This window comes from bacterium, assembly GCA_021372535.1.
In the GTDB taxonomy this organism is placed as follows: domain Bacteria; phylum Latescibacterota; class Latescibacteria; order Latescibacterales; family Latescibacteraceae; genus JAFGMP01.
Genome location: JAJFUH010000023.1, coordinates 1 through 22,855, shown reverse-complemented (window position 1 = coordinate 22,855; position 22,855 = coordinate 1). Strand labels below are relative to the sequence as shown.

Below are 22,855 nucleotides of genomic sequence, written 5' to 3'. Positions count from 1 at the left end.
CTCTTGCCTCAAGAGAGGGGAGGCGCCACCAACATCTGTATTATCAAAGTGTTATACGCGGGGTGAGTTCCCGTAATTAGTAGGAGCACTATCATGTCCTACTGCAAACAAAAGGTGCTCAGTATTTAACCGGACAGTTATGAATATTTTCATATAAATACTGGTTAGCACGGCGGGTATCAGTCATTCCGGGTTCGGGGATTCAAATCGCCCGTTCAATTATCGATGACCGTGTAACGATTGGAGGAAACACCATGGAACTGATGAAAAAAATCCCGTTCAGTTTCGAGGATAAAACGTACGAGATACGAATATATCTCGGTGACAACACGATCAATGTTGTTGCATTTTACCGTAACTATCCCGTTAATGGTTTCCGGCACCATATCAAAATAGCCGGTAGACATGATCCTGAAAAGGTATTGAACACCGCGGTTCTGGATGAAATTGTCGACATATCGAAAGACGATATTGTCAAAAAACGATGGGATAAAGTAATGAGTGCCGTGCAGTGAGGCTTATATTTTCAGCAAAAAATGAGGTGTGCAGATACATGGCATGCCTTTGACGCCCCGCCGCCTGTTACTTCCGCGGGTAGATTATTTCCCCCTTACGGTTGATGTATCCCCATGAGCCGCCGGTTTTAATGAGCGCTATGCCGCCGGTGAAGGTTTTTGCGTCCTCGAACTGCGGCTTCACGGTCACTTTACCGGAGCGGTCGATATAGCCGAACAGGCTGTCGCGCTTGACCGCGGCGAATCCCTCGGAGAATTTCCACACGTAATCGTAGGCCGGTTTTATGACCAGAGCGCCGGAGCGGTCGATGAATCCGAAGAGGTTGCCCGATTTGACCGCCGCAAGACCCTCGGAAAAGTGCCATGCGTTTTCATACAGCGGCTCGATGACCATCGTTCCGGTGGTATCGATGTACCCGAATCTGCCGTTGATTTTAACAGCGGCGAGTCCCTCGGTGAACATCCATGCGAACTCGAACCGGGGCGCAATGACCATCGTTCCGGAGCGGTCGATGTATCCGTACGCGGAATCCGCCTTGACCGTGGCGAAACCCTCGGAGAATTTTCCCGCATCCTCATACCGTGGCTCGACCACATAAGCGCCGGAGCGGTCGATGTATCCGAAAAGGCCGTCCTTCTTGACCCGCGCGGGACCATCGGTGAATTCCCATGCCAGCTCGTACTGCGGCGCTATTGCCACCATTCCTGTCCGGTCGATGTACCCGTACGATCCCCCGATATTGATCACCGCCATACCATCGGAGAACGGCTTGGCGATGTCGAATTTCGGCTCGATGACCACGGCGCCGGTAGTATCGATGTAGCCATACCGGCCTGTGATATTCACCGGGCAGAGGCCTTCCGAAAAGTCACCGGCATCCTGGTAAGTCGGCGCAATGACCACGTTACCTGCTCCATCGATGTAGCCGTACCGGCCGTTTTCGACGATGATGTGCAGGCTTCGGGCCTCGGGGATTGAAGTATCGGTCGAGGCATCGCACGACATAAGCACCGCCGCGCAGCACACTGAAAGAAGTATATTGTTGCACACTGCCAATATCCTCCTGGAACATGGTTATACGTTGTCTCATAAGATGGGAAATCCGGTCAGGAAAAGCAAGTGCGGAAAAAGGCAGGCAGAAGGCAGAAGGCATAAAGCATAAGACAAAAGGCACAAGGCAGAAGGCAGAAGGCATAAGGGGAAAGAGGGAAAGGCATAAAAGACGGAAACCGTTATCCGACAAAAAGTCACTGACCCGGTTTTTTGTCCGGTCATAACGCCTGCCTGACAGAATCGCCGCGGGTATCGGCAATCGTAATTTCTTGAAATTATTCGTTTTGAAAAGAAATGTTTCAGCGTGCCTTTCATGGCATATTTGTTGCTCTCAACAATAAATGACGGCACATTTCACCAGAAACTGGCCGGCACACACTGCCATTCATGTCTTATAAAATTATTCAGGATTTGACACCGGTTTCGGTGTCGGTACGGAGGTGATAACCATGAAAATCCCCTCTCAGTTCAATGTCGAGGCTAAAATAGCGCATGTACAGTCAAATTCGACTGCTGCGGTGAATGGAGGAACGATGAAAAACGGTGTCCCTCAGGGTCTGCGGCAGCGTAACGGGAAGGTTTTGAGGGCCGGAGCTCCCCACCTTCTGACCACAAAGCCCGGTATACCCGATATTGTAACCTATACACCCGGCGGCGACAAGGTAACCATTCCCTCACCGGGAAAAACGGGCTCCGGATTCGATTCATATTACTGACTGTTTACTGACCGGCTGTCATATCCCAGGAAAACTGTATTCCCGCACGGCACGTTTAGCAGGATTTACGCTGTAAGCACCGATGTTTGTTGATGATATCAACGATCAAAACTGAAATAGATTGACGTGCCTGTGCGGGAACATTTTTCAGGGGAGTATCAATATGATGTACGATATTATCTGACAGGATAAACGATTTGTTCTCAGTTCGAGTACAATAAACGAAGAATAAATTGTTGAATAACCCCGCAGCAGAGCCCATCGAAATACTTCCGTTAAGAACGGTAAAATGAATTGACTTTTGCAGCGATATGATATGTCCCCGATAATGCTCCGATTTTTTAAAAAATATAAATATATGTTGCTTTTTATTGTGATTTTTTATTATGAATGCATCATAATATGAATTAATCAAAAATATTCAATGCTTTCAGTAGAGTTATTGTAAAGTATCACAGCAGCTTCCCCTATACATCTGTTTTTCACATGTTAAAGAGCAGGGAGTATCCAGGAAAACGGGATATCTCCCGGCGCGGGAAAGGATGAGATACTGATGAAACGGCTTATACTGATAAGTATTCTTTTTGTTTTGTCTGTACTCTCATGCAGCGACGAAAGCCCCGTAAACCCGAACGATGGCGCCGGAACCGCTGTCATCCAATGCACGGTCGAACCTGCAAAACCGGCCCGCGCGGACGAACTGAATCCGACAGTCAAAGCGGAAATCTCGTTTTACGATGCCCAGAACACGACGCTCGTCAAACAAGCCCTGACGGTGAACGGCAAACACATCACGGGCACGGTGACCGTGAAATCGGGGAGCGGCTACCATGCCGAGCTGTTCTGTTACGATGCCGACGGCAACGTTACCCACAGCGGCACGGCAACGAATATTTCCATCACTGCCGGCCAGCAGACGACGGTCACGATACTGCTGAAACCCTCAAAACCGGAAACTCCCACAGCCTCGGGCCCGCAGAGCGCCATAACCTCCGGGACCTCGTACACCGTATCGTGGGATACAGTGAGCCGCGCGCAGTCCTACACCATCGAAGAATCCACGAACAGCACATTTGCCGATTCGACCTCGAAGACGATAGTCGGGACGTCGGACACGTACAAGAACACGGCGGGGACGTACTATTACCGTGTGAGGGCGAACAATGCCACGGGGAGCAGCGGCTGGTCGAACACGGTGGTGGTGACGGTGTCCAGGATACAGTACACGCTCACGCTCGCGGTGAACACCGCGGAATGGGGGACGACGAATCCGTCAGCCGGAGCACATACGTACGACGAGGGTACAGAGGTGACCGTCACCGCGATTCCGTCCGAAGGCTACCGGTTTGCAGGCTGGACAGGGAGCGTGATGAACGCTACGAACGCGACCACGACGGTGACCGTTACGGGGAACATGACGGTGGTTGCGAACTTCGAGAAGATACCGGCAGGACAGTATGCGCTCACGCTCGCGGTTAACACGGAAAGCTGGGGAACGACGAATCCGTCAGCCGGTGTTCATACATACGACGATGGGACGGAAGTTACCATAACGGCGACCCCGGCATCGGGCTGCCGGTTCGTGAGCTGGACAGGTGATGTTGCCAATACGACGAACGCCTCGACGACGGTGTCGATGAACGGCAACAAGACGGTGGTAGCGAACTTCGAACAGATAACGCTGACCCTCTCGGGAACGGTGACCGGGGCCGACAGTGTCACGGTAACCCTGAGCGGCGACGCATCCGGCATCAGGATGGTTGGCGGCGGCGGGAGCTATTCGTTCACGGTGGATTATGGCGGGAGCTACACGGTGACGCCCTCGAAGGTCGGCTACACCTTTTCGCCGTCGAACTTCACGGTCGCTTCACTGACCACCAGCCAGACGCAGAATTTTTCCGCGACACCCATTCCGGCGAAAACATACGTCATCTCGGGTATCGTGTCCGGCGCCAACGGTGTCACGGTAACCCTGAGCGGCGACAAAACCGAGAGCATCGCGGTCAACGACGGCTCGGCGTACTCATTCACCGTGCAGGAAGGCGGCTCATACACGGTGACACCCTCGAAGGACGGCCACGACTTCGCGCCGGTAAGTAAATCGTTTACGAACGTCACCGCAAACCAGACCCAGAACTTCACCGCCACGAAACGCACGCAGCAGTACACGCTCACGCTCGCAGTGAACACGACTGGCTGGGGAACGACAAATCCCTCGGCAGGAGCGCACACGTACGATTCGGGTACTGTTGTCACGGTTACCGCGACTCCCGCATCGGGCTACCGGTTCGTGAGCTGGACGGGGACTGTCGCCGGTTCCACGAACACGACCACGACAGTGACCGTAACCGGGAACATGACGGTGACGGCGAATTTCGAGAAGATACCGAAACAGTACGCACTCACGCTTGCTGTAAACATGACCGGCTGGGGGACGACGAGCCCGTCAGAGGTTGCAGCCCATATGTACGATGAGGAGACGGTTGTTTCTATAACAGCAACACCTGCATCCGGTTATCGGTTCGTAAACTGGACGGGGACTGTTGCCAGCTCTACAAGTGCGACCACAACGGTGACGGTGACAGGTAATATAACGGTGACGGCGAATTTCGAGAAAATACCGAAACAGTACGCACTCACGCTTGCTGTAAACATGACCGGCTGGGGGACGACGAGCCCGTCAGAGGTTGCAGCCCATATGTACGATGAGGAGACGGTTGTTTCTATAACAGCAACACCTGCATCCGGCTATCGGTTCGTTAGCTGGACGGGGACAGTCGCCAGCTCGACGAGCGCTTCAACAACGGTGACGGTTACCGGGAATATGACGGTGACCGCGAATTTCGAGAAGATACCGACGACGCAGTACACACTCACCATGGCTGTGAACAATACCGAATGGGGAACGACAAGCCCGTCTGCCGGGGCGCACACGTACGATTCGGGTACTGTTGTCACGGTAACTGCGTCACCGGCAACAGGCTACCGGTTCGTGAGCTGGACGGGAACAGTTGCCAGCTCGACGAGCGCTTCAACAACGGTGACGGTTACCGGGAATATGACGGTGACCGCGAATTTCGAGAAGATACCGCAATATATTCTGACAATAGCTGTGAATAATCCCGACTGGGGGACGACAAATCCAACTATTGGATGGCATGCGTACGATGAGGGGAAGGTTGTTACGATAAAAGTATCACCGGTATCCGGATACCGGTTCGTAAGCTGGACGGGGAACGTAGCTGACACCACGAGCGCTTCGACATCGGTGACAATGACCGGGAACATGACGGTGACCGCGAATTTTGAGAAAATACCGACACAGTATACACTTATGATAAAAGTAAATATAAACGGCTGGGGAACGACGAATCCGTCGGTTGGAGACTACAAATATGACGAAGGGGCAGTTGTTTCAATTACCGCAACACCGGCAACAGGTTACTTGTTTACAAGCTGGACGGGTGATGTTGCCAGTTCGACAAGTGCCACCACGACCGTGACTATGAACGGTGACCGGACAGTTACTGCTAATTTCGAGAAACGGATAACGAAGTATACACTTACCCTTTCCGTTAATACCACAGGATGGGGGACAACGAATCCCTCGATTGGATCGCACACATACGTTGAGAATGTACTTGTTACAATAACGGCAACACCCGCTGCCGGTTACCGGTTTGTGAACTGGACAGGGGGCGTCGCAAGCGATACAAGTTCGACCACGACGGTGTGGATGAACGGAGACAAGGCAGTAAAGGCGAATTTTACGAGGATACAATATACCCTGACGATGGCAGTCAATACAGCCGGCTGGGGCACGACGAGCCCGTCGGCAGGAGCTCACACATACGATGAGGGGACAGTTGTAACTGTAACTGCAACACCATCATCCGGCTACCGGTTTGTGAACTGGACAGGGAACGTAGCAAACACCACGAGCGCCTCGACAACAGCAACGGTTACCGGGAACATGACGGTGACCGCGAATTTTGAAAAGATACCGCAATCTGTTCTGACCATGGCTGTGAACACGGCCGGCTGGGGAACGACGAACCCTTCGGTCGGCGAGCATACATGGGAAGAAGGGGTTATTGTGGAAATCCTGGCATACCCGGCACTCGGTTACCGGTTTGTGAGATGGACGGGGAATGCTGCCGATACGGGGAATCCTATCACCACAGTGATACTTTCCGGAGATATGACGGTAACGGCGAATTTTGAGAGGGACAGCTCGAAAATTGCGTTTTATTCAAGCGGTAGTGGATATAGTGGAATCCGCGTGATGAATGCGGACGGGAGCGGGGTGAGCAGCATACTGGCTTATAACAGCTATCGTCCATCCTGGTCGCCGGACGGCACGAAGATCGCGTTTGATACCATGCCCGGCGGTAACCTGGGATATGAAGTCTTCGTGATGAATGCGGACGGGAGCGGTCAGGTCAACCTGACTAACAGCGGAGCATATGAATATAGTCCAGCCTGGTCGCCGGACGGCACGAAGATTGCCTTTGTCTCCGACCGTGACGGCCGCCAGCAAATCTATGTCATGAATACGGATGGAAGCGGCCAGGTCAATCTATCAAATAATAATGCATATGATTCATATCCAGCCTGGTCGCCTGATGGCTCGATGATTGCATTTTATTCTCAGCGCAATACCGGTATTGGCATCTGTGTGATGAACGCGGACGGGAGCGGTCAGCATATAATCCCGGGTACGAACGATTCATCGTGGGATTCGAGATTGTCCTGGTCGCCGGATGGCTCGAAAATCGCATATGCCAGCGCCAACAATATTGTAATCTATGTTGTGAACGTTAACGTTAACCTCGTTCTGAAAAACATTACGAACGGCAGTAATCCGGGCGATGCCAGTGCACCAAGCTGGTCGCCGGACGGCGCGAAGATTGCGTATAGAACCGGCGGTTCATCCGGAGGAGAAATCTACGTGGTGAATACCGACGGGAGCGATCCGCGAAACCTGACAAACAGTTCGGCGAATGACGGGGATCCATCCTGGTCGCCGAGGTGATTGGAATGGCCTGCCTTTATCACCCTGACAGAACGGGATACCTCCGGACAGGCGTGTTGTCTATTCAAGGGGTGTTGGAACCGGGATTTCCATGATTAACCGGGATTTCCGGGATTATTTTCATCGTGACAATTTTTTTCCTTTTTGTCATTCTATTATTCACGGTCATCCTTATCACATCCTGCCCATCCCGGTTCAGGTTTTTTGCGCGAATACCGATGAAACACAAGGCTTCCCGGGATTTTTTCATCATGGTCATCCTTTTCCATCATGGTCATCCCGGTTCAGTCTTTTGGTGTGGTGCCGGGGTTCTTTTTCCCTTATGCCTTCTGCCTTGTGCCTTCTGCCTGTTTTTTTAAACTCTTATCTCCGTTATGTAATTCTATTAATCCCGGTCATCCTTTTATAATCGTGAAAATCCCGGTTCAGGTTTTTTGTGCGGATACAGGTGAGTCATAAGGTTTCCATGATTTTTTTCCATCATGGTCATCCCGGTTCAGTCTTTTGGTGTGGTGCCGGGATTCTTTACCCTTATGCCTTGTGCCTTGTGCCTTATGACTGTTTTTTTAAACTCTTATCTCCGTTATGTAATTCTATTAATCACGGTCATCCTTTTCTAATCCTGAAAATCCCGGTTCAGGTTTTTTGCGCGAATACCGATGAAACACAAGGCTTCCCGGGATTTTTTCATCCTGGTCATCCTTTTCCATCCTGGTCATCCCGGTTCAGTCTTTTGGTGTGGTGCCGGGGTTCTTTTTCCCTTCTGCCTTCTGCCTTGTGCCTTATGCCTGTCTTTTAAGGTATCGAGTACCCGATAAGCTCTTCCTCGAGTTTCCAGGTGGTCTTGTAGCTGTCCGATTTTTCGACCGATTTTTTCACAATTCCGACATTCGGAGCCAACCAGAGCATGGTTCTGGTGATCTCTATCTGCGTGCTTCCGCCGCCGACCGCCGCCGCGTAGTAGGCGATCTCGTACTTCCTGCATCCCGAGAATGTGCCGGCGGTGACCGTAATATCTTCCTCGCCGTCGTAAGTACCGAGCCAGGTGAGCGTAAAGTTGGCGCCGTACTCGGAGTTTGACCAGGACATGATGTCGTAGGTCGTTCCGGGGTTGACATCGAGCCGCAGGAGAGGAAGCTCGTCGACATGCGGGTCGGGTTCGTTTCCGGATGCCGCTTTCGTGAGGGTGGGGAACAGCCCCGCGGATTTGCCGGTGGATACGCCGAGATCGCCGAAATTGACAAAATCGGCGAAGGTGTAGACCGTATTGGAATCGATGCGGACGAACGAGTCAAATTCGTCGTCATCGTTGACAATCATCCAGTATTCGATGTTATTGATAACTTTCGTTCCATTCACAATGCGCGAGAACTGATAATCGTACGTATAACCATCGAGCAAATCGGTTTCATGCGCCCGGATTGTCCAGATTGCGTTCGAGCTCATGGGGTAGTATGTGTGCGACCCGGCGAAACCGCTGCCCTGTCCGCCTTCTGTCTCCCTGCCGATAAAGTTGTAGATGGTGACATCGTTTCCCCGGACGATTATCTTCACAAAGGGCGGAGAGAAGACAAATCCTTCGCTGCCGGGAGAGAGCGTATAGGTGCCGTTCGGGATTCCGCGGAAAGAAAACGCCCCATTGCCGTCGGTGACTGTGCTGAGGCTGAGCGTGTCACCCGCAAGACCGACCGTGATGTCGGGCATCCCGTTTCCGCCGGTGTCGACTATTCTGCCGTACACGGTGTACACGCCGGAATTGTCCCCGCCGCCGTTGGTTTCGGGCTTGATGTATCCCGTAATGCTCGCGACGCTCACATTCATACCGTTGACCGTCGCCTCGCGGGAGCCGGGAGTGAAGGTAAAACCGCCCTTTGCGGGAGTCACCGTGTAGGAGCCGTTCCGTATGTTCTTGAAGACATAATTGCCGCGGTAATCGGAAGCGACCGTTACATTTATGATATCGCTGCCCCCGGAATCCGATGTTCTGCCGGAGATGGTTACGAGCACCCCTTCGATTCCGGAACCCGATTCATAGAGGATTTTTCCGGAGACAGAATAGGTGTCGGGGCCGCTGTCGTTACCGCTGTCGTCCATGAGGCATCCGGAGAGCAGGAACGCCGCTCCGAGAACGAGGAATGCGAGCGTGTGTTTCATGGTATTAACCCCGTATGAGTGAAAAAAGAATCGTTCGATGATTATGACGTGATACACAGGAAAAATTGTATGACAAAGTAAAATCAAAAATCCATGTCAATCCTGTTAATCATGTCAAATTTTTCTTGTACTACTTTATAATTAATACTGTTGTCGGACAGGGAAGTTCCTGTAATCCTGTATGGTATTGGTGTTTTACGGGCGACAGGTGCATGGATTGCCATCCCGGAGGGAAGGATCGGCGTGGTTACGGTAAAAAACTTCCGCTCATGCTTGCCAATATACCGTGTTCTGCACTATATTACAAAAAATGCGATAAAAAAAGAACAGAAAAACAGACCATAGAAGGGATACCGTTATGATTATCGTCATGAAACAGGGTGCTGCCGAGAAAGATATACAGAAGGTAATTTCGCTCATCGAAAAGCTCGGCTACAAGGCTCACCTGAGCAGGGGAGTCGAGCGCACCATTATCGGTGTCATCGGCCACCAGGACAAAAGCCCCATCCAGTCCTTCGCCTCGCTCGAAAGCGTCGAATCGGTCATACCAATCCTCAAACCGTTCAAGCTCACAAGCCGTGAGATGCAGCACGAACCGACCATCGTCGATGTGGACGGTGTCAAAATCGGCGCGAACCGCCTTGCCATTATTGCGGGACCCTGCTCGGTGGAGTCGGAAAAGCAGATCGTCGCCATCGCCCGCGCTGTGAAGGAAGCCGGTGCGCAGATACTCCGCGGGGGCGCTTACAAGCCACGGACATCGCCCTATGCCTTCCAGGGACTCGAGGAGGAGGGGCTGAAGCTGCTCGCACGGGCGAAAGAGGAGACCGGCCTGAAAATCGTCACCGAGATCGTCGCCATCGGTGATACCGACCTTCTCGTGCAATATTCGGACATGATCCAGATCGGCGCCCGGAACTGCCAGAACTTCGCGCTCCTCAAAGCGGTGGGGCAGACCGGCAAGCCGATACTGTTCAAGCGCGGTCCCGCCACGACGGTCAAGGAATTTCTTCAGGCCGCCGAGTACATCATGACCGAGGGCAACCATAACGTCGTGCTCTGCGAGCGGGGCATCCGGACATTCGAGGATTCGACCCGCAATACGATAGATCTCGGCTCGATGGCGCTCATGAAGCTGTGGTCGCACCTCCCGGTGATTGCCGACCCGAGCCACGGCACCGGTGTCCGCGATCTGGTGATTCCCATGTCACGGGCGGCGATAGCTGCCGGCGCGGACGGGCTCATTATCGAGGTGCACACCCACCCCGAGGAGGCGTTTTCGGACGGCCCCCAGTCGCTCAAGCCGGAGGATTTCAGGAAAGGCCTCGAAGAGGTGAAAAAGATCGCCGCGGCGATGGGAAGAACGATGTAACGCGGGGAGAATGAACCACGGAGACACGGAGCGCACGGAGGGAAAGAGAAAGAGGGGAATAAATATATAAGAAATATAAGGCTGAAATGGTAAATATGAATTCACACTGCCATATCGATATCATCGGAGTTGAACAAGGGTTTTTTGCTCAGAAAGAGGGCTATGCCGAATGTCAGCGGGCCAAGCCTGCCGATAAACATGAGAAGTGTTACAATCAACTTTCCCAGGGTGGTCAGGGCAGATGTAAGTCCCATACTTAATCCAACCGTACCGAGCGCTGAAGCAGCCTCAAACAGAATACACTGGAATGAACTCTTTTCGGTCAATGTCAGGAGGAAAGTTCCTGTAACCAGAATTGTTATGTAAAAACATAAACTGGCAATGGCTGTTAAAACACGTTCAAAGGGTATTTCATATCCCCAGAATGTAATTCTGGCCGAACCTTTGAGGGTGCTTTTCATAATTCCGATAATAGCTGAAAAAGTGGTTGATTTCAATCCTCCACCAGTGCCTGAGGGAGATGCTCCGATGACCATAAGCACGGTTATGAGGAGGAGAGAAGCTCGGGCTATCCCGGAAATGGGTATGGTATTGAATCCGACAGTTGTCATTGCGGTCATTGCCTGAAAAAAAGAAGCCATAAGACGGTACTGAGAGGGCATGCATTGTATCGATGGTTCGGTGATAAACAGGATGAAAGTACCCACAATGCTTATCCAGAATGTGGTATGAATGATAATTTTACTGGTAAGAGTGATTTGGGCGGTTTTACCACGGACAGTACGCCATACATCGACAAAAACAATGAAACCGATAGCTCCGGCATAGCTCAATATCGATACGATAAAATTCAGCCAGAAATTGTTACAGAAAAGTTCAAAACTGGAACTGTAAAGACTGAATCCCGCTGTGCAGAAGGATGAAATACTATGGAAAACGGCGCTCCACAATGGTTGCGGGACTCCAGCGGAGCGAAAAACGAAATAGAGGCATACCGCTCCGAGTATTTCGATGATGGCGGTGAAAATAATCACGCTTTTTATGAATTTGTCGATTCTGAGATGTTTTGGAAGTGAAAAAACGGTTTTGGATACCTCCTCACGGGATGAATCAAGCGGTTTTTTTCTTGAAAGGATCACGAAAGAACCGAACGTCATATAACCGATACCACCGAGCTGTATGAGGATGATAATAACGAGTTGTCCAAAGAAGGTATACGATCCGGATATATCGATTGTGGAAAGACCGGTTGTCGATACCGCGGATGTGGCGACAAAAAGATTGTCCAGTGCGGCTACGGGAACGGTGTGGGAAATCGGCAGGTTCAGGAATATCCACCCGAATATGATATACAGTATGTAACCAAAAAAAACAATTTTGACAGGGTGGAGGTTTTTTATAAAAAGAGTGATTTCAGTGTATAATTTCATGTGTTCCTCGAATGTGTATGAAGTATAGCGAATTCGTATCGGTGAGGCAACTCTGTTTTTGGGTGGAGTTATTTTATACATGGAAAGAGAAATGGGCAACAATGGAAGAATGATTATAAAGGTGTTTATTTGATTTATAGTACGTTACGGACATGTACACGTTTCACATATTCGACCAGGGGAGGGCGCACGATGAACAGGCTCATACTGCTTATGACCGCTCTGGCAATGGTTTACGTCGCGCACGCCCAGACACGCGACTGCATCGACTGCCACCGTGATGTTACCCCGGGCATCGTTACCGAGTGGAAGCTGAGCAGGCACGCCGAAAACGGTGTTTCCTGCGCCGCCTGCCATATCGGGGAGCACACCTCGTCCGATGACATCACCAAGGCGGGAATCCCGACACCGAAAACCTGCGCCATGTGCCACGGCGACCAGGTGACCCAGTTCATGGCCGGAAAACACTCGAAGGCGTGGGTGTCGATGAACGCCATGCCCACCGCTCACTGGCAGCCCATGGGTTTCATGGAGGGCATGAAAGGCTGCGGCGGCTGTCACAAGATCGGTATCAAAACCACCGAGGAGATCAGGGTCATCAAGCAGGACAACCTCGGCTATGGTCTCGCATCGTGCGATGTCTGCCACACGCGCCACCAGTTCTCGGTCAGGGAGGCGCTCGCTCCCCAGGCATGCCGCACCTGTCACATGGGCATCGACCATCCCCAGTGGGAGATGTACTCGTCCTCGAAGCACGGCGTCCGGGCGCTCCTCAAACAGAACGGCATACTCCCGCCCGATACCGCGGCTCCGACCTGCCAGTACTGCCACATGAACCAGGGCAACCATGCGGTCAGGACAGCATGGGGATTCCTCGCGGTGCGGCTGCCCATGCCCGAGGACAAGCAGTGGGCAGGCGACCGTGCGACCATACTCAAGGCGCTCGGCGTGCTCGATCCCCAGGGTAACCCGACAGCCCGTCTCGAAGCGGTCAAAGCCGCCGACATCGCCCGTCTCACCGAGGAGGACTTTCAGAAAGAGCGCGAGCGGATGGTTTCGGTCTGCGTGGACTGTCATTCCGAGAAGTTCGCCAGAAACGAGCTCGCGAAGGGGGATGCCATGATCGTCCGGGCCGACAGCCTCATGGCCGAGGGAATCAACATTGTCGCCGACCTCTACACGAGCCTCGTGCGGGTCAAGCCGGAATATTACGGGTACTCATATCCCGATGTGCTCACCTTCCACGATGCCCCGACAGTCATCGAGCAGAAGCTCTTCCTCATGTACCTCGAACACCGCATGCGTACCTTCCAGGGGGCGTTCCACATGAATCCCGACTATTCCTTCTGGTATGGCTGGAGCGAGATGGTGCGCGACCTCACCGAGATCAGAGAACGTAGTGAAGAGATGAGAAAACGATGAGGGTATTATGGAGTTTAGAAAAGAAAAACAAACTACTCCGCAGTAAAGCTGTGAGGAATTCACTTAAATTGAGTTTACAAAAAGTATCGACTTGTTTAGTTCTAACAGTAATATGAATTTTATTCCCCCCGGGGTTATATAATAGTCTCTCCCAATTTTTGCTAAAAGACCCAAATCAATTCCATAATTAGAATACATTATAAAAGCATCATTAGAAGCTTTTACAGCCCATTCACTTTGCTTTCCTGACAAATATCTGAAATATTTAACTGCATCTTTTAATGGAACAGGGTAGAAGTTTTTTGATAACGCAAAAATGGTTTCTACTGCTGAATAAATACCAAAGATAGCTGGACTAGAGAAAGGATTTTTAGTAATATATTCTTTCAAAACTTCAGTTTGTTCCTCACTGATAAATTCTATAGGGGCGGATTTATTTCTCTTGCCATTATAATTTGACCCAAAATGTGTTAGGCTGACTTTTGGTTTTATTATTGTTAATCCAAGTTCAGTAGATAATCTTAAATAGCTACTTATGGTACTCTTGGATAAACCAGTTTTCTTTTCTAATTCTTTAATGGTACTTTCGGTGTTAAGTGAGTATAAAATTCTATTTAAAAGATGCAAATTCCATAATCCGTGATTTGAAGGTTTTAAATTAATTAATATTGTTATTGCTTTAACTTTGAAATAGAAACTTTTTAAAAGCTCATAAGGTGAGAATTGAATAGGAATGACATCATTTTTATTACAAAATTTTATATGACTTTCTAAAAAATTTGGGCATAATAAATAAGCTTTAATTGGTAAGTTAGGTATTTCACTTCTTCTTTGTAGTTCAATTAATTCCTGTCTGTATTCTATAACCTGTTTGCAAAATTTAATTTCGCTACTTACCGCTTTCAATTCAATTAAAAGTAAATCGTTTGATGCAAGAAATAGTAAATCAAGTTTATTTCCAGACGGAAGTATTTTTTGCCGGCTAATTAATGAAATATTATCCCTAATTGATAAGGTATTTTTTACTTCATCAAGCTGAGTAGCAAAAATATCCTCAATCTGCGATTCTCTGATTTCTAAGATCATGTTTTCTAAATTTTTCTTTGTGATAATTTTTCATCGCAAATAATACAAATAAAATCACCATCAGGAAATGGTTTTCCCATTTGAATTCTTGTGTTCTTATCATTAAGGTCAAGAACTCGGTTTATAAATAATCCTGTACCTAATTTAACACTTTGACCACATTCGTTACATATCTCATTTATCATTTGTAAATCTTTTAAAATGTTAAGAGGTATATGTTTAATATTATTTGAGAAACTTCTTATTGTTTGGGAAAATTTAACAAGTTTAAAATCTTTTTATTAATTCATTATCAATATATTTTTGATAAAATAACGAGTTTTTCCTGAAAAACAATATAATTAAATATGAACAATAATCAATATGTAATTATTGTTTATATTATCCAGTTAAATCAGCTAACATGATTGATCCCCCTCGGCTTCGCCGTGTCCCCCTTATAAAAGAAAGGGGGACGAAAGTGCTCCAAAAGCCATTCCCCCCTTAAAAAGGGGGGATGCCGCAGGCAGGGGGGATCACATACTATCGAAATAAATTATCAATTTTGAATAAAAGGTTTTCTATGCTTATCAAACTGGATAACCGGATTATATTATATAAAAAATCATTGATGAAAAAAAATAAAAATACACTGGCCAATAGCGTCGCTTTTGCTCGCAATGCTTATAGGTAACTCCGATGTGCCACGTTTTTCTGTTTCGTGCGTTAGTTAAGTATGGGGGATAAAAATCCATAAGCGGAAAAACGTGCCATGCAGGCGGATAATGAAAAAATATGATAAAAAAACTTGACAAACCGATCAGGGTTTGATATTATTAGTAACGATTATCATTACTAATAATTGTTCGCGTGTAAAATTATGTTCATTGGCATCATGTTCCTATACGGAGCAGTGCCCGGAAAGGAGTACAACCATGGAAGAAATAAAACAGCAGGTAACGCAGGCTTCCACCCTGCCGCGCCTCGGCGCCCCGGCGCCGCAGTTCGAGGCGGTCACCACGCACGGCACCCTCAGGCTCGAGGACTACAAGGGGTCATGGCTCATTCTCTTCTCGCACCCGGCGGATTTCACCCCGGTGTGCACGACCGAGTTCATAGGATTCGCTCAGATTCAATCGAAACTCCGTGAATTGAACTGCGAGCTGCTCGGACTGAGCGTCGACAGCGTGACCGCGCACATCGCCTGGGTGCGGAACATCGAGGAAAAGCTCGGCCAGAAGATCGAATTCCCTGTTATCGCCGACCTCAACAAGGAAGTCGCCACCCTGTACGGCATGATCATGCCCGGCGAGAGCAAGACCGAGACCTCGCGCTGCGTATTTGTCATCGATGACAAGCAGATCATCCGCGCCATGATATACTACCCGCTCAGCACGGGCCGCAACATGGACGAGATGATCCGCGTCGTCCAGGCTCTCCAGACCACCGACAAGCACGGTGTTGCAACCCCGGCGAACTGGCGTCCCGGCGACAAGGTGATCATTCCGCCGCCCAAGACTCAGGAAATGGCCGAGGAACGTGTCAAGGAAAAGAATATCGAGTGCAAGGACTGGTATTTCTGCAAAAAACAACTATAGGCGGTGCATCATGGCATGTGTGAATCCCGATGGAACCCTGAGCGGTACGGCGAAGGCGCTGCTCGGCATCCTCGATAAGCCGCTCACGCCCGAGGAAATCTCCGCAAAGATGGGCGCTCCGCTCTTCAAGGTGAGAAGCAGCCTCCGTGAGATGGCAGGCGCCGGTTTCGTTGCCGAGAGCAACGGCGCTTATACGGTCACCGAAGCGGGCAGGGCGAAATTGTAAGGTTGGCGGAGCAGGCGGGAATACCGTGTCTGAACCGCTGATTACACTGATTGAATGATTGCCCTGATTGTTCGGGTAAATTCATGAATTTCCGCTCGTTTTCTATTTTCAACCCCCAATCCCCCTTGCCCGCCCGGCGGGTGAGGGGGAGTATCAATCCGTGCGCCGGAAACGGCTTCTCCTCACATCCATGAAAATTAAAAGACTAGGGAACACAATGGAAAACGGCGTGTTTCGGGCGTATGAAAAAACTTGTGAACAGTAAGGACAGGATGTCATGCTGAACTCGGTTCAGCATCTTTATTACTATCCTCACACGAATAACTCATAAAATAATAGTGAGAATACATATCTTCATGCCCGGCATTAAAATGCCGGTCTATTGCCGGGAAGTCCCTGACGGGACTCTTTGAACCACCGATATATTCGGGTGAGTGCCGGAGGCACTTTTCGGTAATAGCCCGGGGATTTATCCCCGGGAATCGTTTGTGAATTAATCGGGCTGACAATCCTCTACAAAAATTCCTTTTAATGCCTCTTTTTACAAACCTGCTTTTTTTCACCCAATTAATGTGTATATTGTTGGAAGACTGTTCATTCTCATTCCGACCAACAGAATAGGATGACTGGAGTAAATGGAATTATCGTTAAAACGGGAGGGTTGTGTCATGAAGTACGGCATCAAAATGTTCGCACAGGGAATTGTTCTGCTTTCGCTCGTCACCACAGCATCGGCTCAGAAGCCGCCAGCACAGCAGGAAGTGCTCGCTGCCATGAAAAGGGCAACCGGATTCATGGTTGACACGGTGTCCTGCCGCGGCGGTTATCTCTGGTATTATTCCGCCGACCTGTCCGAACGGTGGGGCGAGGCTCCCGCGCGTCCCAGCCAGATATGGACCCAGGCGGCGACACCGGATGTGGGGGAAATGTTCCTCCGGATGTACCGTGTTACCGGCGACGAATACTACCTCCGGTGCGCAGAAAAGGCGGCGGACGCCCTCATCTACGGCCAGCACCCGCTCGGCGGATGGCACTATGTCATCGACTTCGACAAACCCGGCCTCGACCAGTGGTACCGCGATGTGTTCTCGCAGTTCAAATGGGGAATGGAGGAATACCGCCACTACTACGGTAACTGCACGTACGACGACAACACGACGCAGGGATGCACGCGATTCCTCCTCAGGCTTTATGTGACGACACTCGACCCGGCTTACCGCGAGCCGCTTCTCAGGGCGCTCGACTTCATGCTCATCTCACAGTACCCGAACGGCGCATGGCCCCAGCGCTACCCGCTCCGGTACGAGTTCGTGCATGACGGTCTTGCCGATTACACCTCGTACTATACCCTCAATGACAACATGATGCGCGACATCCTCGATGTGCTCGTCGAGGCATGGGAGAAGCTGGGCAACGAGGAATACCTGGAAGCCGCGCTGAGGGGCGCCGATTTTCTCATCGCATCGCAGGGTCCCGAGGATCAGGCGGGCTGGGCGGAACAGTACGATCTGAACATGCAGCCCGCCTGGGCGCGCACCCACGAGCCCGCCGGGTACATGCCCCGTCAGACTGTCGAATGCATCCTTCAGCTCGAGCGCTTCTATCTCATGACCGGGGACAGACGGTATCTGGCGCCGGTGCCCCGCGCGATCGGATGGCTCGAAAAATCGACATTCAAAACCGACAGCAGCGGCCACAGCCTTCTTGCCCGTTACTACGAGCCGGGCACCAACAAGCCGGTGTACCAGTACAAGACCGACAAGGTCAACGAACTCGGATACGGTATCTTCCGGTATGACAGCGACCCGAACGGCGTTGAGGGGAACTGGATATTCACGACGGTGGATGTTGCGGGTCTCAAAAAAGGTTACGAGCGTGTGAGCGCCCTCTCGCCCGAACAGGCGAAGGCTCGATACAGTGCGGAAAAGACCGCCGAACCGCGTGTCCCGAAAACCGACCCGGCCGCTGTCCGCACACTCATCGAATCGCTCGACAGCCGTGGCGCCTGGATCGGGGAATTCAGCGTCTATGACATGACCATCACCATGTCTTCCGAAACCCCGGTCAAGACTATCAAGGGAATTGCCTTGTCCTCGTTCATGCAGAATATGAATATGCTTGCGGATTATATCGAGACAGGCACAAGGCACAAGGCAGAAGGCACAAGGGGAAAAGATTAGAAACAGGCAGAAGGCAGAAGGCACAAGGCACAAGGCACAAGGGGAAAAGATTAAAAAAAACAGGCAGAAGGCAGAAGGGGAGAGACAAAGACGGGAATAGAAGCAGGCATAAGGGGGGGAAGCATAGAAAGATATAAAGCTTTAAAAAATGGCTTAAGGCACTGGGGGAAAAGGAGTTCCCGATGAAAGACTTGGGGAAGACGGGTGATGATGCAGGTTTCTTTCCCTTTATCCCTTAGCGCCTCAGTCCCTGTCTCTAATCTTTTCCCCTTATGCCTTGTTACTTATGCCTGTCCCTAATCTTTTCCCTTATGCCTTATGCCTGTCTTTAACTTATTTCTGGCCTTTCATTTCCTTCATCATGTTGATGGAGCCTTCTGTCATATCCATGATCTGTGCTCCCTCCGGCGGTGTGAACACAAAGATGGCGGGATCGATGGCAACATTTATTTTTACGTTCGTGTAGGTCTGGCTCATCATCTCCTTGTCGTCTTCGCCGATCATGACCATTTTCCGTACAAGACCGTCCTCAACACCCACCCAGCTCTCGATTTTCGAGATTTTAACAGGCATCTTTTCCATGTTTTTCATCTGGGGATTTCCCCGGAACACATATACATCCTTCCCGCCAACCTTGTCCTTGCGGACAAAGGTAATGCTTGCCCGATCGAAGGATTTGAAGGGTTCTGCAACATCGCCGGCGGCCTTATCGCTCGCCGCATCTTCACCTACTGCGGCGGTAACCTTTTCCAGGTCGATTTTTGCCACCATTTTCATCGCCGGCTGGCTGGTCCAGAGCATTTTTCCGTCGGACACGATGATCTGTTTCATCTTCATGGTGCCCATGTCCATATCGTTCTCGATACGGCTCAGACGGGGCTTTTTGAAATAACAGATGCCCGTTGAAACCATCTTCTGGCCCATCATATCAATCGTCATGGCCATGTCCGCCTGGTAACTGGTAATCGTCTTTGCTTTGGCTTCGAGGGCGGCGATGCGCTGTTCAACAGTGTCTTCCGCCTGCAGGATGCCGATTCCCGAACATGCTGTCAATACTCCGATGAGGATGCCTGTCCACACCATTTTCTTAACCATAGTCAGAGTCATATATCTCTCCCGTCGTTTTCACCACCGGCGCGTACACGATAGTGAGGTTCCGACCGTATCAGGGTCAGAGCACATTGTTTGTCATGCCGGCCGGTAAGGAATGTAGTCTTCGCGCACCGGCGAAAAAACCTCCACAGCAACCGAATCCTCGATTATCTCAGCGCCATGTTCGACCGAACCGTGAATACACCATCCGTCTCCCGGTTCGACATCGAATATTTCGCCGCCTATCGAAAGCCGTATGTGTCCGGATACCAAGTACCCTGTCTGCTCGTACGGATGGCTGTGCAAGGGCAGGGCGCTCCCTTTTCCGAGACGGAATTCCACCATGAGCGTCTTTTCGCCGTACACGAGCGTCTTGAGTCCGATACCCGGAAGCACCGGTGTATAGCCGCTTTTATCATGCCGGTTAAACATAAAAATTATCTCCTTATATTAAGTATGTACAGTTTATCGATGCGGTTTATTCATGTCAAGTCAATTTTTTTATATTCTTAGCATATACTGAAGAGAAAGGCACAAGGCACAAGGCACAAGGCACAAAGGGGAAAAGCATTGAAAAGCCGTTCCATTACCCTAAAAGTTCTCTTTGTCCCTTATGCCTTGTGCCTGTCTTTAACTAAGCCGTTCCCTGAGGAGATCGAGCTGACGTTTGAGGCGGGGGGGCAGGTGGTCGCCGAACTGGCCGAAGAAACCATTAATTTCGGGAATCTCGGCTTTGAGCGCCGCGGTATCGACCCGCAGGAGTTCCCCGACATCTTCGGCAGGGATGGAGAGACCGTTCAGATCGAGGTCGCCCGGTTCGGGCAGAAGGCCGAGCGCCGATTCACGGGCGCCGACCGATCCTTCAACACGCTGGCACATCCATTTAAGCACACGGCTGTTGTCGCCGAAGCCGGGCCACAGCCACTTGCCGTCCGAGCTTTTCCGGAACCAGTTGACATAGAAGATGCGCGGGGCTTTTGTTCCGAGACGGTCACCCATTTCGAGCCAGTGATGGAAGTAGTCGCCCATGTTGTAGCCACAGAAGGGGCGCATGGCGAAGGGGTCGCGGCGGAGGTTACCCACCGCGCCGATGTTTGCGGCAGTCGTCTCCGAAGCCGCAGTGGCGCCCATGAAAACCCCGTGATCCCAGTTAAATGCTTCGTGGACAAGGGGAATGACCGTAGCGCGCCGTCCCCCGAAAATGAAGATGTCAATCGGAACGCCTTCCGGTTTTTCCCAGTCGGGGCAGATGACCGGGCACTGGGCTGCGGGAGCGGTGAACCGCGCGTTAGGGTGTGCCGCGGCCTCACGGCTGTCCGGTGTCCAGTTGCGGCCCTTCCAGTCGATGGCGTGTTCAGGCATGGGACCGTCGATCCCTTCCCACCACACATTGCTGTCATCGGTCAGGGCGCAGTTTGTGAAGATGACGTTTTCCTTGAGCGTCTCCATGGCCATCGGATTGGAATCGTATGATGTGCCGGGTGCGACGCCGAAAAATCCCGCCTCCGGATTGATTGCATAGAGCCTGCCATCCGGGCCGATTCTCATCCATGCGATATCGTCGCCGATACACTCGCACTTCCAGCCCGGGATGGTCGGCTGCATCATCGCCAGGTTCGTCTTGCCGCAGGCGGATGGGAATGCGGCCGCGATGTGGAAAACACGCCCTTTCGGATTCGTGAGGCGGAGGATGAGCATGTGCTCGGCCATCCATCCCTCGCGCCGCGCCATCGCCGAGGCGATACGGAGCGACAGGCACTTCTTGCCGAGGAGCGCGTTCCCGCCGTAGCCGGAACCGAACGACCAGATGAGATTCTCTTCGGGGAAATGGCTGATATACTTCTTCTCCATCGGCGCGCAGGGCCACGGGACATCCTTTTCGCCGGGAGCGAGCGGCGCTCCGATCGAGTGCATGCAGGGAATGAAATCGCCGTCGCTGCCGAGCGCCTCGATAACTTTCACCCCCACACGGGTCATGATGTGCATATTGCAGACAACATATGCGCTGTCGGTTATCTCGATCCCGATCTTCATGTGTGGAGAGCCGATCGGCCCCATGGAAAACGGAATGATGTACATGGTGCGGCCCTTCATACACCCCTTATAGAGATTCGTCATCGTTTTCTTGAGCTCGACGGGGTCGATCCAGTTGTTCGACGGCCCGGCGCTTTCCTTTTCGGGAGTGCTGATATAGGTTCTGTCCTCGACACGGGCGACATCGCTCGGATCGGAGCGGAAAAGAAAGCTGTTCGGGCGTTTTTCCAGGGCAGTGGCATTACCCCTTTCGACCATGTGTTTCATGAGACGGTCGTATTCTTCTTCTGACCCGTCGCACCAGTAAACTTCATCGGGCAGACAGAGGGCAGCAGCTTCTTTCACCCATTTGTTGAGACGTTCGTTTTTACATGTATACTTCATGAGAATGTCCTCCGTGTTTCAAGGGCAGAATTGTAGTCGTTGCTTATATGTAAAAGCTTTTAATTATACATTCTGTATCTCGTTGTGTCAAGCCATTTTCGAATAGGTCAAAAGCAAGGCAGAAGGCACAAGGCAGAAGGCATAAGGGAAAAGATTGAAAACCGGCATAAAAAAGGCCGTGCCGAGGAACAGAGAAATGAGGTCTGAACCACTGATTACACTGATTGAAGGATTGCGCTGACTGGACAGACAGGAATTGCATGCGCATTCTTTTCTCCGACAGTTAGCCCGGCCTATTCATACATTTAATAGAACGCGGATTTTATTCTTTATTTATATCTTTTTGAGCGTAAAGTTTAATAATTGCTAAGGATAGTACAAATAATATGTTATATAAATTTATGTCTTCGTGGTTAAGTATTTTCAGACATAACTGACGGTTAAATACTGAGCACCTTTTGTTTGCAGTAGGACATGATAGTGCTCCTACTAATTACGGGAACTCACCCCGCGTATAACACTTTGATAATACAGATGTTGGTGGCGCCTCCCCTCTCTTGAGGCAAGAGAGGGGATTG

The 22,855-nt window shown here is 50.7% G+C and carries 15 protein-coding genes; 8 read left to right on the top strand and 7 right to left on the bottom strand.

What is annotated here, in order from left to right:
- Nucleotides 1–254: 254 nt before the first annotated feature.
- Complete coding sequence (locus tag LLG96_02340) at nt 255–515, top strand: hypothetical protein (protein ID MCE5249039.1); 261 nt, start codon at nt 255–257, stop codon at nt 513–515.
- A gap of 67 nt (nt 516–582) precedes the next feature.
- Here LLG96_02340 and LLG96_02335 read toward each other — a convergent pair whose 3' ends face one another.
- Nucleotides 583–1,566, bottom strand: a complete 984-nt coding sequence (locus LLG96_02335; GenBank protein MCE5249038.1) for a WG repeat-containing protein — start codon at nt 1,564–1,566, stop codon at nt 583–585.
- Nucleotides 1,567–2,018: 452 nt separating this feature from the next.
- On the opposite strand from LLG96_02335, the gene LLG96_02330 reads away from it, so the two are divergent.
- On the top strand, nt 2,019–2,285 hold the full coding sequence (locus tag LLG96_02330; protein MCE5249037.1) for a hypothetical protein: 267 nt from the start codon (nt 2,019–2,021) through the stop codon (nt 2,283–2,285).
- Between the two features lie 553 nt (nt 2,286–2,838).
- Nucleotides 2,839–7,320, top strand: a complete 4,482-nt coding sequence (locus tag LLG96_02325) for an InlB B-repeat-containing protein (protein ID MCE5249036.1) — start codon at nt 2,839–2,841, stop codon at nt 7,318–7,320.
- A 795-nt stretch (nt 7,321–8,115) separates the two neighbouring features.
- Here the strand turns inward: LLG96_02325 and LLG96_02320 are convergent.
- Nucleotides 8,116–9,474, bottom strand: coding sequence for a carboxypeptidase-like regulatory domain-containing protein (locus LLG96_02320; protein MCE5249035.1), 1,359 nt, complete (start codon nt 9,472–9,474; stop codon nt 8,116–8,118).
- Nucleotides 9,475–9,832: 358 nt separating this feature from the next.
- On the opposite strand from LLG96_02320, the gene aroF reads away from it, so the two are divergent.
- Nucleotides 9,833–10,846, top strand: a complete 1,014-nt coding sequence (gene aroF, locus LLG96_02315) for a 3-deoxy-7-phosphoheptulonate synthase (GenBank protein ID MCE5249034.1) — start codon at nt 9,833–9,835, stop codon at nt 10,844–10,846.
- A 101-nt stretch (nt 10,847–10,947) separates the two neighbouring features.
- Here aroF and LLG96_02310 read toward each other — a convergent pair whose 3' ends face one another.
- Nucleotides 10,948–12,276 (bottom strand): potassium transporter KtrB, encoded by a 1,329-nt coding sequence (locus LLG96_02310; GenBank protein MCE5249033.1) that lies wholly within the window; start codon nt 12,274–12,276, stop codon nt 10,948–10,950.
- A 192-nt stretch (nt 12,277–12,468) separates the two neighbouring features.
- Here LLG96_02310 and LLG96_02305 point away from each other — a divergent pair, with 192 nt between their 5' ends.
- Nucleotides 12,469–13,698 (top strand): cytochrome C, encoded by a 1,230-nt coding sequence (locus LLG96_02305; GenBank protein MCE5249032.1) that lies wholly within the window; start codon nt 12,469–12,471, stop codon nt 13,696–13,698.
- A 63-nt stretch (nt 13,699–13,761) separates the two neighbouring features.
- On the opposite strand, the gene LLG96_02300 is transcribed toward LLG96_02305, so the two are convergent.
- Nucleotides 13,762–14,784, bottom strand: a complete 1,023-nt coding sequence (locus tag LLG96_02300) for a hypothetical protein (protein ID MCE5249031.1) — start codon at nt 14,782–14,784, stop codon at nt 13,762–13,764.
- A gap of 914 nt (nt 14,785–15,698) precedes the next feature.
- On the opposite strand from LLG96_02300, the gene LLG96_02295 reads away from it, so the two are divergent.
- The 3 genes from LLG96_02295 to LLG96_02285 all read left to right on the top strand — a co-directional run bounded on the left by LLG96_02295 (nt 15,699) and on the right by LLG96_02285 (nt 18,767).
- Nucleotides 15,699–16,361: a peroxiredoxin gene (locus tag LLG96_02295; GenBank protein ID MCE5249030.1), complete on the top strand. Its 663-nt coding sequence runs from the start codon at nt 15,699–15,701 to the stop codon at nt 16,359–16,361.
- A 10-nt stretch (nt 16,362–16,371) separates the two neighbouring features.
- Complete coding sequence (locus LLG96_02290) at nt 16,372–16,587, top strand: hypothetical protein (GenBank protein MCE5249029.1); 216 nt, start codon at nt 16,372–16,374, stop codon at nt 16,585–16,587.
- Between the two features lie 668 nt (nt 16,588–17,255).
- Nucleotides 17,256–18,767 carry a pectate lyase gene (locus tag LLG96_02285; GenBank protein ID MCE5249028.1) on the top strand — a complete coding sequence of 504 codons (1,512 nt, stop codon included), beginning with the start codon at nt 17,256–17,258 and terminating at the stop codon, nt 18,765–18,767.
- Between the two features lie 333 nt (nt 18,768–19,100).
- Here the strand turns inward: LLG96_02285 and LLG96_02280 are convergent, their stop codons facing one another.
- From LLG96_02280 to LLG96_02270, 3 genes are all read right to left on the bottom strand, one after another.
- Complete coding sequence (locus LLG96_02280) at nt 19,101–19,874, bottom strand: outer membrane lipoprotein carrier protein LolA (protein MCE5249027.1); 774 nt, start codon at nt 19,872–19,874, stop codon at nt 19,101–19,103.
- 81 nt (nt 19,875–19,955) lie between these two features.
- Nucleotides 19,956–20,291: a cupin domain-containing protein gene (locus tag LLG96_02275; GenBank protein MCE5249026.1), complete on the bottom strand. Its 336-nt coding sequence runs from the start codon at nt 20,289–20,291 to the stop codon at nt 19,956–19,958.
- A gap of 198 nt (nt 20,292–20,489) precedes the next feature.
- Nucleotides 20,490–22,277, bottom strand: a complete 1,788-nt coding sequence (locus LLG96_02270) for a phosphoenolpyruvate carboxykinase (GTP) (GenBank protein MCE5249025.1) — start codon at nt 22,275–22,277, stop codon at nt 20,490–20,492.
- Nucleotides 22,278–22,855: the final 578 nt, after the last annotated feature.